Source organism: Diaphorobacter sp. HDW4B (assembly GCF_011305535.1).
Classification (GTDB): Bacteria; Pseudomonadota; Gammaproteobacteria; order Burkholderiales; family Burkholderiaceae_C; genus Diaphorobacter_A.
In genome coordinates, this window is sequence record NZ_CP049905.1 from 3728793 (window position 1) to 3743744 (window position 14952).

14 protein-coding genes are annotated in these 14952 nt (G+C 64.5%); 3 read left to right on the forward strand and 11 right to left on the reverse strand.

Annotated features, from left to right (window positions below; genetic code table 11):
• Positions 1 to 47: 47 nt before the first annotated feature.
• The 5 genes from G7048_RS16990 to G7048_RS17010 all read right to left on the reverse strand — a co-directional run bounded on the left by G7048_RS16990 (position 48) and on the right by G7048_RS17010 (position 4646).
• Positions 48 to 1343 carry a tryptophan--tRNA ligase gene (locus G7048_RS16990; protein ID WP_166069272.1) on the reverse strand — a complete coding sequence of 432 codons (1296 nt, stop codon included), beginning with the start codon at positions 1341 to 1343 and terminating at the stop codon, positions 48 to 50.
• Between the two features lie 60 nt (positions 1344 to 1403).
• A complete protein-coding gene (locus tag G7048_RS16995; RefSeq protein WP_166069273.1) occupies positions 1404 to 2075 on the reverse strand; it encodes a site-2 protease family protein in 672 nt (223 codons plus the stop codon).
• Between the two features lie 95 nt (positions 2076 to 2170).
• Positions 2171 to 2806, reverse strand: coding sequence for an L-threonylcarbamoyladenylate synthase (locus G7048_RS17000; RefSeq protein ID WP_166069274.1), 636 nt, complete (start codon positions 2804 to 2806; stop codon positions 2171 to 2173).
• Positions 2807 to 2857: 51 nt separating this feature from the next.
• Positions 2858 to 3742 carry a 3',5'-nucleoside bisphosphate phosphatase gene (locus G7048_RS17005; protein WP_240933015.1) on the reverse strand — a complete coding sequence of 295 codons (885 nt, stop codon included), beginning with the start codon at positions 3740 to 3742 and terminating at the stop codon, positions 2858 to 2860.
• Between the two features lie 124 nt (positions 3743 to 3866).
• Positions 3867 to 4646 (reverse strand): SDR family oxidoreductase, encoded by a 780-nt coding sequence (locus G7048_RS17010; RefSeq protein ID WP_166069276.1) that lies wholly within the window; start codon positions 4644 to 4646, stop codon positions 3867 to 3869.
• A gap of 158 nt (positions 4647 to 4804) precedes the next feature.
• On the opposite strand from G7048_RS17010, the gene G7048_RS17015 reads away from it, so the two are divergent.
• The gene (locus tag G7048_RS17015; RefSeq protein ID WP_166069277.1) at positions 4805 to 5716 is read left to right on the forward strand and encodes a LysR family transcriptional regulator; all 912 of its coding nucleotides are present in this window, start codon (positions 4805 to 4807) and stop codon (positions 5714 to 5716) included.
• A 32-nt stretch (positions 5717 to 5748) separates the two neighbouring features.
• Here G7048_RS17015 and recJ read toward each other — a convergent pair whose 3' ends face one another.
• Positions 5749 to 7464, reverse strand: coding sequence for a single-stranded-DNA-specific exonuclease RecJ (recJ, locus tag G7048_RS17020; RefSeq protein ID WP_166069278.1), 1716 nt, complete (start codon positions 7462 to 7464; stop codon positions 5749 to 5751).
• Positions 7461 to 8426 carry a phosphoglycerate mutase gene (locus tag G7048_RS17025; protein ID WP_166069279.1) on the reverse strand — a complete coding sequence of 322 codons (966 nt, stop codon included), beginning with the start codon at positions 8424 to 8426 and terminating at the stop codon, positions 7461 to 7463. Before G7048_RS17025 ends, recJ begins: the two co-directional genes overlap by 4 nt.
• 98 nt (positions 8427 to 8524) lie before the next feature.
• On the opposite strand from G7048_RS17025, the gene G7048_RS17030 reads away from it, so the two are divergent.
• Together G7048_RS17030 and lolD are read left to right on the forward strand one after the other, a co-directional pair.
• On the forward strand, positions 8525 to 9778 hold the full coding sequence (locus tag G7048_RS17030) for a lipoprotein-releasing ABC transporter permease subunit (RefSeq protein WP_166069280.1): 1254 nt from the start codon (positions 8525 to 8527) through the stop codon (positions 9776 to 9778).
• Complete coding sequence (gene lolD, locus G7048_RS17035) at positions 9771 to 10481, forward strand: lipoprotein-releasing ABC transporter ATP-binding protein LolD (protein WP_240933016.1); 711 nt, start codon at positions 9771 to 9773, stop codon at positions 10479 to 10481. The genes G7048_RS17030 and lolD overlap by 8 nt, the downstream gene beginning before the upstream one ends.
• Positions 10482 to 10760: 279 nt before the next feature.
• Here lolD and G7048_RS17040 read toward each other — a convergent pair whose 3' ends face one another.
• The 4 genes from G7048_RS17040 to G7048_RS17055 are packed head-to-tail and all read right to left on the reverse strand — an operon-like array spanning position 10761 to position 14819.
• Positions 10761 to 11813 (reverse strand): VWA domain-containing protein, encoded by a 1053-nt coding sequence (locus G7048_RS17040; protein WP_166069281.1) that lies wholly within the window; start codon positions 11811 to 11813, stop codon positions 10761 to 10763.
• Positions 11814 to 11846: 33 nt separating this feature from the next.
• Positions 11847 to 12839, reverse strand: a complete 993-nt coding sequence (locus G7048_RS17045) for a DUF58 domain-containing protein (protein WP_240933017.1) — start codon at positions 12837 to 12839, stop codon at positions 11847 to 11849.
• A complete protein-coding gene (locus tag G7048_RS17050) occupies positions 12832 to 13854 on the reverse strand; it encodes a MoxR family ATPase (RefSeq protein ID WP_166069282.1) in 1023 nt (340 codons plus the stop codon). Before G7048_RS17050 ends, G7048_RS17045 begins: the two co-directional genes overlap by 8 nt.
• A 35-nt stretch (positions 13855 to 13889) precedes the next feature.
• Positions 13890 to 14819 carry a S1C family serine protease gene (locus G7048_RS17055; protein ID WP_166069283.1) on the reverse strand — a complete coding sequence of 310 codons (930 nt, stop codon included), beginning with the start codon at positions 14817 to 14819 and terminating at the stop codon, positions 13890 to 13892.
• Positions 14820 to 14952 lie beyond the last annotated feature (133 nt).

Below are 14952 nucleotides of genomic sequence, written 5' to 3' on the forward strand. Positions count from 1 at the left end.
GTCCAAAAGTGCGTTCGCGGTGTCCGCTCGTGCCCGCTTCTATCAGGTCATGCAGCGTTGCGCAGGGCTTCCAGAGCGGCCTGCACGTCGTCCATGCCCACGCCTTCGGCCAGCGTGAACTGAGCGGCCATAGCCGCCAGTGCGCCCGCATCCTTCTGCAGTTGGCCGATGGTCTGACCGGCTTCCTTCGGCGCGGTGAACCCTGCGCTTTGCAGCAGCAGCTTGCCGTCGGCTGCGACCAGCTTGAAGTAGAACTTGCCATCGGCCTCGCGGTATTGCTTGAAGCTGGGCAGCGCGACCTTGGTTTCCTTGGCGGCCTTCTTGCTGCCCTGACCGGCGCGCAGGCTGCGCAGGCCCACGGCTTCGCGCAAGGTCTGCACGAAGGGGTGCGACTTGGCGCGGGCGCGTTCTTCGCCGATGGCGAGCGCCGCTTCCACCTTGTCCGGATTGGCCATCAGGTCTTCGTAGTGCGCGCGCATCGGGGCGATTTCGGCGTCGATGCATTCGAACAGCGCCTGCTTGGCATCGCCCCAGGAAATGCCGTCGGCGTAGGCGCGGCGCATGGCGTCGGTCTGCTCGGGCTTGGCGAATGCCTGATAGAGCTGGAACAGCGCAGAGCCTTCGATTTCCTTGGGCTCGCCCGGTGCGCGTGAGTCGGTTACGATGCTGCCCACGAGCTTCTTGAGCTGATCGCGCGGCGTGAACAGCGGAATCGTGTTGTCGTAGCTCTTGCTCATCTTGCGACCGTCGAGGCCGGCGATGGTGGCCACGCTTTCCTCGATCACCGCTTCGGGCAGCGTGAAGTGCTCGCCGTAGAGGTGGTTGAAGCTCGATGCGATGTCGCGCGCCATCTCGATGTGCTGGATCTGGTCGCGGCCCACGGGGACCTTGTGGGCGTTGAAGATCAGGATGTCGGCGGCCATCAGCACTGGGTACATGAAGAGACCTGCGGTCACGCCGTCATCGATGTCGCGACCGGCTTCGGTGTTCTTGTCCTGCGAGGCCTTGTAGGCATGCGCGCGGTTGAGCATGCCCTTGCCGGTCACGCAGGTGAGGAACCAGGTCAGCTCGGTCACTTCGGGCACGGCAGACTGGCGGTAGAAGGTCACGTGCTCGGGATCGAGACCGGCGGCCAGCCAGCTTGCGGCGATCTCCAGTGTCGAGCGGTGCACGCGATCGGGATCATGGGCCTTGATGAGCGCGTGATAGTCGGCGAGGAAGTAGTAGCTCTCCACGCCCGGATCGCGGCTGGCCCTGATGGCGGGACGGATCATGCCGGCATAGTTGCCGAGGTGCGGTGTGCCGGAAGGCGTGATGCCGGTGAGGAAGCGGGTGACGGACATGTTTTGAATGAAGCGAAAAATCGAAGATTCGAGGAAACGAATGGGACGTGTAGCGACCGATCAGCCCAGCAAGATGGCGCGGAAGGGCATCATCAGCAGTGTGATGATGTAGCCGCCCACCTCCATCAAGGGGCGCAGCCAGTAATCGCTCACTACGCCCATGATGACCAGAGCCATGACGATGAAGAAGCCGTAGGGCTCAAGCCGGGCCACCCACTGCGCTTGTTTCCAAGGCAGCAGGCCGACGAGCACGCGGCCGCCGTCGAGCGGTGGCAGCGGAAACAGGTTGAACGCCCACATCACCAGATTCACCATCACGCCGGCCTTGGCCATGGCGAGGAAGAAGCGCTCGTTGACGTCGAAGGCCAGCAGGAAGATCAGGAACAAAGCCCAGAGGATCGCCTGAATGAAGTTGGCCATCGGGCCCGCCAGCGCCACCCAGATCATGTCGCGCTTGGGATGACGCAGGTGCGAGAAGTTCACCGGAACCGGCTTGGCGTAGCCGAACAGAAAGGTGCCGGAGGTCGCAAAATACAGCAGCAGCGGCATCAGAATCGTGCCGATGGGGTCGATGTGCTTGAGCGGATTGAGGGTGATCCGGCCCATCATCTGCGCGGTGTTGTCGCCAAAATGACGGGCCACATAGCCGTGCGCGGCCTCGTGCACCGTGATGGCAAAGAGCACCGGCAGGGCGTAGATCAGAATGGTTTGGATGAGATTGGATGCGTCCACGCAGCCATTTTCGCAGACCTGAGCCAGCCGCCGGAAGCGAAGCCCCAAAAACGTATTCGCGCCGTCCTGAATTGAGGCGTCGGGCCCCGTTGGGCTTACAGCCCCAGCGCCGAGAGACTGCCGCGTCCTTCGCGCACCACCACGGCATCGCCGCCGTTTTCCATGGGTGTCAGATCGACCACGGTGGTGGGCTGCTGCGGGCAAGGGCCGGCATCGACCACGCCGTCGATCAGCTTCTCGAAGCGCTCGCGGATTTCCTCGGGGTCGTTCAGCGGCTCGGTCTCGCCGGGCGGGATGAAGGTGGTGGCCAGCAGCGGAGCGCCCAGCAGTTCGAGCAGCAACTGCAGGCCCTTGCGGTCGGGCACGCGCAGGCCGATGGTCTTGCGCTGGGGATGGCTCACGCGGCGCGGCACTTCCTTGGTCGCGTCGAGGATGAAGGTGTAGGGACCCGGCGTAGCCTGCTTGAGCAGACGGTACTGGCGGTTGTCCACACGCGCGTAGCTCGACAGCTCGGACAGGTCGCGGCACAGCAGCGTGAGGTGGTGCTTTTCATCCACCTGGCGAATGCGGCGCAGGCGCTCGACGGCCTTGGTGTCGTCGAGCTGGCAGACGAGGGCGTAGCTCGAATCGGTGGGCACGGCCATCACACCGCCGCTCTGGAGAATGCTCACGGCCTGCTTGAGCAGACGCGGCTGCGGGTTTTCGGGATGGATTTCAAAATATTGCGCCATGGCTTGGTCTTCTTCTGTGCGTGCAGGGTTGCGGGGCGGCGGCTGTGGGGTTCAGGCGGCTGGGCGGCGCTGGATGCGGTGGGCGATCACGTCCCAGACGGCTGTGAGCTTTTCCGGCAGTGGTGGCAAGGTGCCCAGGTCCGTGTGCGATTCGTCGGGGCTGTGGAAATCGCTGCCGCGCGATGCGGCCAGATCGAACTCCAGCGCCATGTCGGCGTAAGTCTTGTACTCGGACGGCGTGTGGCTGCCGGTGACAACCTCCACGCCTTCGCCGCCGTGCTTCTTGAACTCGGAAAACAGCGCGTATTCTTCATTGGCGGTGAAGCGATAACGCGCCGGGTGCGCGATCACCGCCATGCCGCCCGCGTCGCGAATCCAGCGCACGGCGTTGGCGAGCGTGGCCCAGCAGTGCGGCACAAAGCCGGGATGGCCTTCGGTGAGATAGCGGCGAAAGACTTCCGAGGTGTCGCGGCAGGCGCCGATCTCGACCAGATAGCGCGCAAAGTGGGTGCGCGAGATCAGCTCGGGATTGCCCACATATTTGAGCGCGCCTTCGTAGGCGTTGTGAATGCCTGCTTCGGCAAGCTGCCTTGAAATCTCTTGTGCCCGCGCGCCACGTCCGCCGCGCGTGAGCTCCAACCCCTTGGTGAGTTGCTCGTTGTCCGGATCGAACCCCAGGCCGACGATGTGCACCGTGTCGTCCGCAAAGGTCACCGAGATTTCGGTGCCGGTGAGGTAGTCCATGCCATGGGCATGCGCCGCTGCACGGGCCCGGTGCTGGCCGCCGATTTCATCGTGATCGGTGAGCGCCCACAGCTGCACGCCGTTGGCGCTGGCGCGCTCGGCTAGCGCTTCGGGAGTGAGTGTGCCGTCGGACACCACAGAGTGACAGTGCAGGTCGGCGTTGAGAGGAGGGGTGGGGGAAGAATTAGACACGTGGTCCATTCTATGGGCGCAACGCGGAATGTGCAGCATCGAAAAATGTTCATATGCTTGTACATGCAGTCAAATTGCAAGCAGAAGTAGGCACTTCTGCCTGCCGGCCCTTGTGGGCGTTCGCTTATTTGGTGGTGTAACCACCGTTGATGAGGATGGTCTGGCCGGTCACCCACCAACCATCACTTACCAAATGGCGGATGAAGGGCACAACGTCCTCGATGTCGGTCAGGCCGGTCCGGGAGAACGGCGAAAGCGCCGCCGCTGTCTTGTGATAGGCGACCGCGTCTGCACCTTCGGCAGGGTAGAAGAAGGGTGTGTCCATCGGGCCTGGGCCGACGGCGGTGACCGAGATGCCGCGTGCGCCGAACTCCTTGGCGGCCGCGCGGGTGAAGTGTTCGACCGGCGCTTTGGTGCCTGCGTAGGACGAGTAGAACGGCGTGAACGCACCCAGCAGCGAGGTGACCACTGTGCAGACCTTGCCGTTGTCGTTCAGATGTTTGCCAGCTTCCTTCAGGAAGAAGAAGGCCGATTTGGCGTTCACCGCGCTCATCTCGTCGTATTCGGCTTCGGTGACCTCGGCCATCGGCTTCTTGAGCACCTTGCCGACTGTGTTGATCGCGATATCGGGGCGGCCGACGGCGGCGATCGTGTCGGCAAACAGTTGGCTCATGGCGTCGGCGGTGGTCAGATCCGCTTGAATCGCCACTGCCTTGGCACCAGCCTTTTCGATGGCGGCAACGGTCGCATCCGCATCGGCCTTGCTCGATGCGCTGTTGTAGTGGATGGCGACGGCCTTGGCACCCTGCTGGGCCAGATCGACGGCCAGCAAGCCGCCCAGATTCTTGGCGCCACCGGCGATCAGGACAACCTTGCCGCGAATGTCATGTGGAGTCGTGCTCATGTCTGCGTTCCTCGTTGAATCAAAAAGAAAAAGTGGATGAAGAAGAAGGAAAAGGGAAAAAGAGAAAAGGAAAGAGCGCCAGCTTATTGGGCATAAGAAGCAAAATAAATTACCATTTCACTTCTTGTTTATTCAGAATTTCATAACAATCAATCGCCATGGACCGCATTGATCTGCTGCGCATTTTTCTGCGCGTGGGCGCTACCGGCAGCTTTTCGCAAGCGGCCGATCAGCTCGACATGCCTCGCCCCACGATCACGCTGGCGGTGCAGCAACTGGAGGCCCGCCTTGGCGTGCGACTCATGCACCGCACGACGCGCAAGGTGGCCCTCACGATGGATGGCGAAAACCTGATGGAGCGCGCCCGGTTGCTGGTGGACGACATGCAGGATCTGGAGCAGCGCTATCGCCCCTCGGGCACAGGCGTGGTCGGACGCTTGCGGGTGGACGTGCCCAGCCGCGTGGCGCGGCTGGTGATTGCGCCTGCCTTGCCCACCTTGTTTCGCGAGCATCCGGATCTGGAGCTGGATCTCGGCTCGACCGACCGCGCCGTCGATCTGGTGCTGGAGAACGTGGATTGCGCCTTGCGGGTAGGGAATCTGGCCGATTCCAACCTGGTGGCGCGCCCGCTGGGCTCGTTCGAGCTGATCAACTGCGCCAGCCCGGACTATTTGAAGACATTCGGCGTGCCGCGGTCGCCGGACGACCTGCATGCGCACAAGGCGGTGAACTACCTTTCGCCGTCACGCGGCCGCGCGGCGGGCTGGGAGTGGTTGGAGGCGGGCAAGCTGCACACGCTTGCCATGCCCTGCAATGTGGCGGTGAACAATGCCGAAACCTATATCGCCTGCGCGCTCTCTGGTCTGGGGTTGATCCAGATTCCGCTCTACGACGTGCGCGCGCATCTTGCGGCTGGCGAGTTGGTGGAGGTGATGCCCGAGCGCCGCCCGCCGCCGCTGCCGGTGAACATGGTGTTTGCCCACCGCGCGCAGTTGTCGCGGCGCACGCAGGTGTTCATGGAGTGGCTGGGGCGGCTGCTCGACGACATCCGGGCCTTCGAGACCACCTGAAGACAAGCTGCGCGGGCACAGCGCCCCAGGCCTCAGTCCTGCCAGCCTTCGACCAGAAACTGCACTTTGCGCTCGCCGCGCCACTCGTTCACGTCGAGGCGAAACGCCAGCGTGGCGCGGGCGGGCAGCGGTTCGGTGTGGCTGAACCAGATGGCATCGACCGGCTGGCCTTGGTGCAGCAACTTGATCGACAGATGGTTCTTGCCCTCGCCGACGAGGCGCTGGCTCACGATTTCGACCTCTTCGCTGAAGGTCGGCGGCGCAAAGCCTTGGCCCCAGACTTCGCGATGCAGCACATCGACCAGTTCGGCTCGGCAGTATTCGGGCGCGAGCGGGCCATCGGTTTCCAGCTTGCGGGTGAGCGTGGCGGCGTCCAGCCATTCCTGCGCGACCTGCGCGAAACCTTGCTCGAACACGTCGAAGAATTCCTCGGTCACCGTGCAGCCCGCCGCCATCGCGTGGCCGCCGAATTTGAGCAGCACGCCCGGATGGCGCTTGGCCACCAGATCGAGCGCATCGCGCAGATGAAAACCGGGAATGCTGCGGCCCGAGCCCTTGAGTTCGTGCTCCTTGCCCGGTGCGCTGCTGGCGGCGAACACGAAGGTCGGGCGATGCAGCTTGTCCTTCAAACGCGATGCGACGATGCCGACCACGCCTTCGTGAAAATCGGGATCGAACACGCTGATGGCCGGTGGTGGCTCTTCGCTTTCGTCGAACAGCGTTTCGGCCATGAGCATGGCCTGCTCGCGCATGCCGCCTTCGAGTTCGCGGCGTTCGCGGTTGATGGAGTCGAGCTGGCTCGCGAGTTCGGCGGCCTTCATGGGGTCGTCAGTCAGCAGGCATTCGATGCCGAGCTTCATGTCGTCCAGACGCCCCGCCGCGTTGATGCGCGGGCCAAGCGCAAAGCCGAAGTCGAACGTGGTTGCGTCTTCCGCCTTGCGGCCTGCGGCCTTGAACAGGGCCTCGATGCCCGGTTGCATGTAACCCGCACGGATGCGCTTCAAGCCTTGGGCGACGAGGCGGCGGTTGTTGTTGTCCAGCCTGACCACGTCGGCCACGGTGCCGAGCGCCACCAGCGGCAGCAGCGGCTCCAGCTTGGGCTGGTTGGCCTTGTCGAACACGCCGCGCGCGCGCAGCTCGGTGCGCAGCGCCATCAGCACGTAGAACATCACGCCCACACCGGCGGCGGACTTGCTCTCGAAGCCGCAGCCCGGCTGGTTGGGGTTGACGATGGCATCGGCATCCGGCAGCGTGGGGCCGGGCAGATGGTGATCGGTCACCAGCACCGAAAGGCCCAGGCGCTTGGCTTCGGCCACGCCGTCGACGCTGGCGATGCCGTTGTCCACGGTGATCAAGAGATCGGCATTGCGCTCTGCCACGCGGCGCGAGATCGGCGGCGTGAGGCCGTAGCCGTCCACCACGCGATCGGGCACGAGATAGTCCACGTGTTTTGCGCCCAGCATGCGCAGGCCGCGCACGCCCACGGCGCAGGCAGTGGCACCGTCGCAGTCGTAATCGGCGACGATGATCATGCGCTTGTCGGCGGCGATGGCATCGGCCAGCAGCGCAGCCGCTTCACGGATGCCGCGCAGGTCGGACGGTGGCAGCAGACGCGCGAGCGCGTCGTCCAGCTCGTCCTTGGTCTGCACGCCGCGCGCGGCATACAGCCTTGCCAGCAGCGGGTGCACGCCCGCCTGTTCCAGCGCCCACACGGCGCGGGGCGGAATGTCTCTGGCGATGATTTTCATAGTTTGCTCTGCAGGTCCAGAAAGCGTTGCGGTCTGGAGAAAAGACGCTTGAGCTTCTGGCCGAAGCTGTGTTCGGTGGTCTGGAATTCCATGGAGCTGCATTCGCCGCACAGCGTGAGCCGCGCCTTGCCGCCTGCGGCCACGTGGTGCTCGATTTCGGCAACCGCGCCCGCATCGAGCTCGCGCCATTGCGCGGCCCACTGACGCCAGTCTTCACGCAGCGCCGAGTCGCGCAGACCGGTCGGCACGAGCGGCATGGCCGTCGCGGCAGGGGGCTGGGGCAGGCGACCAGCACCGTGCATCCAGAAGGTGTTGACCGGCGGGAGGCCTTCCTCGGCGCGCGCGTCGTTGATCGGGTGCGTGTAGAGCAGCATCTGCATCTCGCTTTGCAGGCGGTGGATGGCGCGCGTGTGCTCGGCGTTGTCGGCCAGCGGCATCCACGAGCGCACATCGCGCTGGATCACGCGGTCGAGCGAGGCCGCGGCCACGCCATCGAACACATCGCCACTGGCAATCCAGCGCATCGGCTCGTCATAGATCAGCTCGATGCCGTCTTCGGCAAACCAGGGCGCGAGGATGTCCATCAGCGCGCGCGAACTGAATGGCGTGAGCTGCAGATCGGCCGGGTCGAGCATGGTCACATGGTCGGTGCTCACATGCCATTGACAGGGCGTGATGTAAGTCCACGCTTTCTGTTTGGCGGCTTCGTCGCGAAGATGCCGCTGCTGCCATGCGGCCCAGGGCGTGATGCCGTTCTTGGCTGCTGGCAGGCCCAGCGAGCGCGCGAGGGCGCGTTCGTGCGGCGGCGAGAAATCGGTTTCTTCTCCGGCATCCGTGCTGACAAGCGACATGCGCGCGAGCAGGCGGTCCAGATGCGGCAGGGGCAGATCCTTGAGCGTCTGCTGGCAGCCCCCCGAAGGGCTGGCCGCGAAGGGAATGAGTAAATGGGGAACGTCCGACATGGGTCTATTGTCCGGGATGCCACAATCCATGTGCACAAGCGGGCCGGATTTTGTGATTTGCACAGAGCAAACCGGTCTGCGTCATGATTCCAACCACCATGCAAATTCCATACGAACTGGCCGTGGGCTGGCGCTACACGCGCGCGGGCCGCGCCACGCGGCGCAACGGCTTCATCTCTTTCATCTCGGGCGTGTCGATGCTGGGCATCGCGCTCGGGGTGGCCGCGCTCATCATCGTGCTCAGCGTGATGAACGGCTTTCAGAAAGAAGTGCGCGACCGCATGTTGAGCGTCGTCTCGCACATCGAAATCTTCGCCCCGCAAGGCGCTGCGCTGCCGGACATGCCGCTGACCTTGAAGGAGGCTCGCGCCAATCCCAATGTGGTGGGCGCTGCGCCGTTCGTGTCCGCACAGGCGCTGCTCGGACGCGGCGACGAGGTCAAGGGCGCGCTGGTGCGCGGCATCGATCCGGCGCTCGAAGGTCAGGTGACCGACATGGCCGCCGATCAGATGAACGTGCTCAAGACACTGGTGCCGGGCGAGTTCAACGTGATTCTGGGCAGCGAGCTGGCCCACGGCATGGGTGTGCTGCCGGGCGATCTGGTCACGCTGATCGCACCTTCGGGCCAGGTCACGCCAGCCGGTGTGGTGCCGCGCATCAAGCAAATGAAGGTGGCGGGCACATTCAATTCCGGTCACTATGAATACGACTCCGCGCTGGTCTTCATGCACCACGCGGATGCCGAGAAGATCTTCCGCCTTGAAGGCCCGACCGGCGTGCGCCTGAAGATCAAGGATCTGCATGAAGCGCCGCAAGTAGCGCTGCAATTGGCGCATTCGCTGTCGGGCCATCTGCTGATCCGCGACTGGACGCAGCAGAACAAGACCTGGTTCGCTGCCGTGCAACTCGAGAAGCGGATGATGTTCATCATCCTCACGCTGATCGTCGCCGTGGCCGCGTTCAATCTGGTGTCCACGCTGGTGATGACGGTGACCGACAAGCGCGCGGACATCGCCATTTTGCGCACGCTGGGTGCGAGCCCGAAGAGCATCATGGGCATCTTCGTGGTGCAGGGTGCGATGGTCGGCGTGATCGGCACGCTGGCCGGTCTGGTGCTGGGCCTCGTGATCGCGTTCAACATCGACGTGATCGTGCCCGCCATCGAGCGCGCGCTGCACACCACTTTCCTGCCCAAGGACATCTACCTGATCAGCAAGATGCCGAGCGAGCCGCAGTACGCCGACATCATGCCGATTGCGGTCATCTCCCTGATTCTGGCTTTTGCGGCCACCCTGTATCCGAGCTGGCGCGCCAGCCGCGTGAATCCTGCCGAGGCGCTGCGCTATGAGTGATGCGATGAATGCGATGAACGAGAACAACAACAACAAGAAGGTCGTGCTGCGCGCACGTGGGCTGACCAAGCGTTTTGAAGAAGGCCGGCTCGACGTGACCGTGCTGCATGGCGTCGATCTCGACGTGCATGCGGGCGAGACGCTGGCCATCGTCGGCGCGTCCGGTTCGGGCAAGAGCACCTTGCTGCATCTGCTGGGTGGCCTCGATTCGCCGAGCACCGGCAAGGTCGAACTCATGGGGCAGGATCTGGCCTTGCTGTCGGCCGACAAGCAGGGCCGTTTGCGCAACGAGCATCTGGGTTTCATCTACCAGTTCCACCATCTGCTGCCCGAGTTCAGCGCGCGCGACAACGTGGCCATGCCGCTGCGCATTCGCCGCTGGGATCAGGCGCGCTGCCTCGAAAGCGCCGATGCGATGCTCCAATCCGTCGGGCTGGAGCAGCGCCTGCATCATCGCCCGGCGGAGCTGTCGGGCGGCGAGCGTCAGCGTGTGGCGATCGCGCGCGCGCTGGTCACTGCGCCCGCCTGCGTGCTGGCCGACGAGCCCACGGGCAACCTGGATCGCAAGACTGCCGACACGGTGTTCGCGCTCATGATGCAGCTCGCGCGCGATCGCGGAACGGCTTTCGTGATGGTGACGCACGATGAATCGCTGGCCGCGCGCTGCAACCGCGTGCTGCGCCTCGTCGCGGGCAATCTTTGAATTGCTTTGAAGTCCTTCCCGGATTACCCGGAAGGAATTGGAATGCGTGACGGACCAAGGAGCAGCGCTTGAGGTGAGCGTCTTCGTTTGAAGGTGCTGATATGACCCCTCATGCGTCGTTGCAAAGCCTTGTCGTACGCTTGTACTGTCTGCGGCTTTGCGTCTAGCCTGAGGGGCCATCTCAGCATTGTGGTGAGCAGTTCATGGGCTGCGCGCGCTGCCAGGTCTGTTGCTCCGAAGACCAACTCCTTCATCCCGACAATCCGTGACGAACGGTTTCTAAAGCACGCGCCCATACCACCACAGCGACAGCGTGGCGGCGAGGATGATGAACAGCGCGCCCGCCAGCGCGAGCAGCGCGGAGACTTCGGTCTCGCGCTTTTCCAGCGTGAGGCGCGAGTGCAGTGTCTCGTAGACCTTGAGCAGATCCTGCGCCGTGGCCGCGTGGAAGTACTCGGCCTTGGTGACCTTGGCGACCTGCTTGAGCGTTTCTTCGTCCAGCCGCACGCGCATGGACCAACCCTCGAATTCGATCACCGTGCCTTCGGGCGTACCCACGCCCACGGTGTAGACGCGCACCCCGCGATCGGCCGCCCATTGCGCGGCCAGCATCGGATCGACGCCGGTGTTGCGCTGGCCGTCCGACAGCATGACGATGGCCGCCGAGTTGTATGAGCCCGGTTGAACGGGCGCGGGCGGCATGCGCTGCTGGCCAGTGCCTCCGCTGATGACTTCGTCGATGCTGCGCGCGAACATGGCGTCGCGGCCCGAGAGCGCGGCGAGATCGATGCCGCTGCCGGGAAAGATCGCCGCGAGCGCCATGAGAATGCCGTTGCCCGTGGCCGTGCCGCGCTGCAGTTGGAACGAGTCGATGGCGGTGTTCAGATCATCATGATTCTGCGTTGGCAACTGCGCGATCTGCGCCGTGCCCGCAAACGCCACGACCGACACGCGCACATTGCGCGGCAGCGCGGCGATGAACGCCTTGGCCGCGTTCTGCGCGGCGACGAGTCGATTGGGTTCGACATCGGTGGCGCGCATGCTGCCCGATACATCCATCGCCAGCACGATGGTCTGCTGCTCCAGCGGCAGACGCAGCGTGGCCACCGGGCGGGCAGCGGCCAGCAGCAAAGCGGCCAGTCCGATGAAGCACAGCAACGGCGGAATGTGCCTGCGGATGCGCTGGCCCGCGCCCATGGCCTCGCGCACCAGCGAGAGCGCCGGATAGTGCAGGGCCGTGCTGCGCCGACGCCGCTGCGCGAGCCAGTACACGAGCAGCAGAAGCGGCAGGATCAACAGCAGCCAAAGCATGGTGGGCCAGAGAAATTCCATGTTGCTGCGGCTCCTTTCTTTCGTGCTGTGTGGTCAGTGGGCCGACGCGGCCAACGGGCTGGAGCCGAATCGTTGGGCAAGTTGTGCCGTGCGCAATCCGCGCAGCGCGAGAAAGCGGATCATGCTCTCCAGCAGATCGTCGTCGGTCGCCAGCTCCAGCGTGTCGACACCGGCTTGCGCAAGGCTGTTTCGCAACTGTTCTTCGCGCTCCGCCGCCAGTCGCGCATAGCGTTTGCGAAGGCCGCTGCTGCGCGTGTCCACATGCAGACGTTCGCCGGTTTCGGGGTCGCTGAGCCACACGAGGCCGATGTCGGGCAGCTCCAGTTCCAGCGGGTCGAGCAGGCGCACTGCCACCACATCATGGCGCTGAGCGAGCAGCGCGAGCGGCTTTTCCCAGCCGGGTTCGCTCATGAAGTCGGACACCAGAAACACCGTGGAGCGGCGGCGCAGCATGCCTTGTGCGGAGGTCAGCAGGCGGCTCAATTGCGTCGTTCCTTGCATGTCCTTTGTGGTGGGTTTGGGCGGTGCACCACCGTCCATCAGCATGTGCAGCAACTGCAAAACATGCGCACGACTGCTGCGCGCGGGCAGAGCGCGGTCGCGTGCGGCGCTGCCATGCAGCACGGCTCCGACGCGGTTGCCGCGCCGCGTGAACAGCCGCGCGAGCACGCCCGCAAAGCCGATGAGCTGGTCGCGCTTGGTGCGACCTGGCGGGCCGAAATCGACAGAGGGGCTCAAGTCGAGCAGAAACCACGCGGTCATCTCGCGGTCTTCGGTGAACACGCGCACATGCGGTGTGCCGAGGCGCGCGGTGACGTTCCAGTCGATATGGCGCACATCGTCATGCGGCTGGTATTCGCGCAGGTCGGCCAGGTCGATGCCCGTGCCGCGCATCAGCGTGCGGTAGTCGCCCTGCAGCAGTCCGTCGAGCCGCCGCAGCACGCGCCATTCCAGCCGCTGCAGCAGCTTTTCGGCGTTCTGCGCGAGCACCGGAGAGTACGGCGTTGGCGACGACGATTCAGGCACGGCGTACCTCCTTGCCGGTGATGTCGGCCACGCGCGCCGGGGCGGGCAGGCGCACCAGAATCTGGTCGATCAGCGCATCGACGTTCTGCGCGTCGGCCATGGCTTCGTACGACAGCGTGATGCGGTGGCGCAGCACATCGTGCGCGAGTTCCTTCAAGTCGTCGAACAGCACATAGCTGCGCCCGCGCATCAGCGCCAAGGCCTGCGCACCTTCGGCCAGCGCAATCGTGGCGCGCGGGCTGGCACCGCAGGCAATCGCGCCGCTCAAATCCTTGAGCCCATAGATGCCCGGATTGCGCGTGGCCGCCACCACGCGCACCGCATATTGCAGCAGCGATGGATCGACATAGACCTCGCGCACCGCGCGCTGCAACTGCGCCAATTGGGCGGTGCTGGCAACGGCCTGCACGGCCACGGCGGGTGCGAGCGCGCGTTCGGCGATCACGAACTCCTCTTCCTCGCTCGGGTAGCCGATCACCACTTTCATCATGAAGCGGTCGACCTGTGCCTCGGGCAGCGCGTAGGTGCCTTCGGTCTCGATGGGGTTCTGCGTGGCCATCACGAGAAAGGGCTCAGCCACGCGGTGCGTCTCGCCCGCAATCGTCACCTGGCGCTCCTGCATCACTTCGAGCAGCGCGCTCTGCACCTTGGCGGGCGCGCGGTTGATTTCGTCGGCCAGCAGCAGGTGGGTGAAAACGGGGCCGAGCGTGGTGCTGAATTCGCCCATGCGCTGGTTGTACATGCGCGTGCCGATCAGGTCGGCGGGCACCAGATCGGGCGTGAACTGGATGCGGCGGAACTCGCCGTTGATGGTGCTGGCCAGCGTCTTCACGGTGAGCGTCTTGGCGAGGCCCGGAACGCCTTCGACCAGCAGATGGCCCTGCGCGAGGATGGCGACCATCACGCGTTCGAGAAAGCGATCCTGCCCGACGACGACGCGCTTGATTTCGTAAAGAATTTGCTCCATCAGCACGGCGGTCGGTGGGGTGGTGGGGCTGTTGCTGTTGGTCTCCATCGGGTTCATCCTTGCGTGCTGAATGCGTTGGGGGCTCAGAAAGGGGGTGATCCGACGGCCTTGGCCGCGTTCTCGATCGGCACGGCAAAACCGATGCCGAGCGAGGTGCGCGCTGCGGTCGGATTGAGAATCGCGGTGACGATGCCGATGACTTCGCCATCCATGGTGACCAGCGGCCCGCCCGAGTTGCCGGGGTTGGCGGCGGCGTCGAACTGGATCAGATTGCGCAGCGCCTGCTTGCCTTCGGGCGACTGGAATTCGCGTTTGAAACCGGAGAGCACGCCCGCCGACACCGAGGGTCCGATACCGAACGGAAAGCCCACGGCGATCACCTGATCACCCGCGTTCAGACCATCGGTGGAACGCATGGCGGCGGCCTGCAGATCGTCGGGCGGCTCGTTGGCTTGCAGCACGGCCAGATCGTTCTCGGGCTGGACGTTGATGACACGGGCGTCCGATTTGGTGCCGTCCGCAAACTGCACGGCGATGCGGCGCGATCCGTTGACCACATGCAGATTGGTGAGGATCACGCCGGTATCGACCACCACCACGCCCGTGCCTTCGCCGCGTTCGACCTCGGTGCCGCGCTTGGTGCGCGTGTAGCCGACGACATGCACGACCGACGGCGCAATTTTGGCCGCTGCCTTGGCTGTGGGCGAGGGCAGGGTCTGCGTCTGCAGGGCGCGCAGAACAGCGGCGTCGATGTCCTTCTGCGTGATTGGCTGCGGTGCACGATGTTGTTGCTCATACAGCCAGTAGCCGAGCACGCCGGCATTCAGGGCGAGCACGAGGATCAGCAGCATCCAGGCGATCTTCGGGCGGCGGCGGGGGCTTGGGGGTGTTGCGGCGGGATCAGCCAGCGGCGGCGTTGGCTCTGCCGGACCTGCGCCCGCAGCCAGCGGCGTGTCCTCGGCGGCGGGGACAGGGTCGCGGCGTGAGCTGCTGTAACGGGCGATCCGGGGCATACGTCACCTTTGCGAGCGGCCTCTGCGGGAGATGGGTTGAGCGCGCAGCGGCCACTTCATTCAAAGCGGTTGTGGCAGGTTTTTCAAGGGCTTGAGAGTCACAGTAGCACGGATTGCCGGGCCGCGCACACCG